This window comes from Oleiphilus sp. HI0066 (genome assembly GCF_001635725.1).
Window position 1 is genome coordinate 1 of sequence record NZ_LWFH01001058.1, and the last position, 1,894, is coordinate 1,894.

3 protein-coding genes are annotated in these 1,894 nt (G+C 46.1%); all 3 read left to right on the forward strand.

Annotated elements, in window-relative coordinates; genetic code table 11:
* A partial coding sequence (locus tag A3738_RS13245; protein WP_156504243.1) for a DUF1007 family protein occupies positions 1-292 on the forward strand: 292 nt, incomplete at its 5' end.
* A complete protein-coding gene (locus tag A3738_RS13250) occupies positions 283-969 on the forward strand; it encodes a DUF1007 family protein (RefSeq protein ID WP_068501814.1) in 687 nt (228 codons plus the stop codon). The genes A3738_RS13245 and A3738_RS13250, both read left to right, overlap by 10 nt.
* Positions 960-1,894, forward strand: a 935-nt coding sequence (locus tag A3738_RS13255; protein WP_197473844.1) for a nickel/cobalt transporter, incomplete at its 3' end; no start/stop codon positions are given. The genes A3738_RS13250 and A3738_RS13255, both read left to right, overlap by 10 nt.

Sequence of the window (1,894 nt, forward strand, 5' to 3'; positions counted from 1 at the left end):
AGGAAAACTCAAACTCAAGCAAATCTTTGCGTTTGATACTCCCGTAAAATTAGCAGGAAAAGCAATCACATGGTCGGTATTCGATCCGACGTACTATGTCGCGATGAATCACCATTCAGCCGATGCAGTCAATGTGATTGCGAATGAGAAAACGCGTTGCGCGAAGCAATTTAAACTGCCCTCGCCAACACAAGAAGACATAGACTATGCCGCTAGCCTTGATCAAACGCAGCGAGATAGTGATGGTCTGGGACAACTATTTTCTGAACGAGTCACGATACAATGCAATTAGTCCAAAAATATAATAAGACCCGATTAAAAGCATTCTCGATACGCGCCTTTGTATTTGCCTTACTTAGTTCGCTGAGTAGCACTGTCGCGCTCGCGCACCCGCACAACTGGATCAGTATAAAAACACAATTCTTAGTGGATGCCGACAACCGTTTAATCGAAATTCAACAGTCATGGGAGTTCGATGCCATCTACTCCATGATCACCTCTGCAAGTTTAAAAAACGCTTATGACGACGAGACTGTCGGCCTAAAGCTGATGGCCGAAGACATGCGCAAAAACCTTGCTCGCCACAACTATTTCTCAAACCTAATTGTTGATGGAAACAACATCGATATACCAAGAGCGAATCAAGCGTCGCTGCGTATTGAGCCTCAACCACCGGTAAGTTTTATGACGCTCGACTTTACGATTCGTTTCGAGAATCCCATTAATTTAGATGGTAAAAAAGTCGTCTGGTCTGTGTACGATCCAACCTATTACATTGCGATGAACCACAAATCCGTTGACGATATCTCGATTGTCGGTGGACTGAACTTAGAGTGCGGTAAAGATCTCGTGATTCCAAATCCTACCGAAGAAACCATCGCCTACGCCAATAGCTTGGATCAGTCACGTCGCGACACAGATGGGCTTGGCGATCAATTTGCTGAAAGAGCTGTTATTCAATGCATTTAACTCCCTCAAAGCTTCTAGCTGCAATCTTTCTTTGCCTCATTGCTGGCGGCATTTATTGGGCCACGCTGAATTGGACAGACTGGATGATTTACATCACTAGCCAACAGAAAGAGCTGCACAGTATGTTATCAGAGCATATGTCCAATGTAGCGCAACATCCTGAAACTTACGGCTTAGCCTTAATCAGCCTTAGCTTTGCTTATGGCGTCTTTCACGCCATTGGCCCAGGACATGGCAAAGCTGTGATCATGACTTACGTTGGTACCCAAGGGGCGAGCGTTAAGAAAGGCGCGGCTTTGTCATTTGCCGCAGCACTACTGCAATCAATCGTTGCGATTATTCTTGTCAGTGTAATTGGCCAGATGCTCCAGTTTACCTTTGGTGAAGTGCAAACGATGGGAGAACAACTTACACAAGTAGGCTATGCCTTGGTGATGTCTTTGGGTCTGTATATTTTACTGAAGTCAGGTAATAAATTACGCAAAGTAGTGAGCATCTCAAATTCAAGTGCACACTCGCACCATGAGCATCATGACCATGCCCATCCACATGATCATCACTCCCACGCTCACCAACACGACCATCATGAGCACGAACATCATTCTCACCATGAACATTATGCACATAATGTATGTTGTGGCTGCAACCATGCCATTGAAGTCAAAGACGACAGCACCTGGCTACAGAACCTAACGCTCGTGTTCTCGATGGGGCTCCGTCCTTGCTCTGGCGCACTAATCGTTTTGACCTATGCCTATTTAGTCAATGCCTATGGATTTGGGATCGTCGCCACCTTGGCGATGGGACTAGGCACTGGCATTTCTATCGCGCTCATTGCAGCAGGAACCGTATTCGCGAGAGGGTTCTTTGAACGCCTACTAAACGCTAGCGAATCGAGCTCGACGGCGGTGTTTAGTCATTTTGG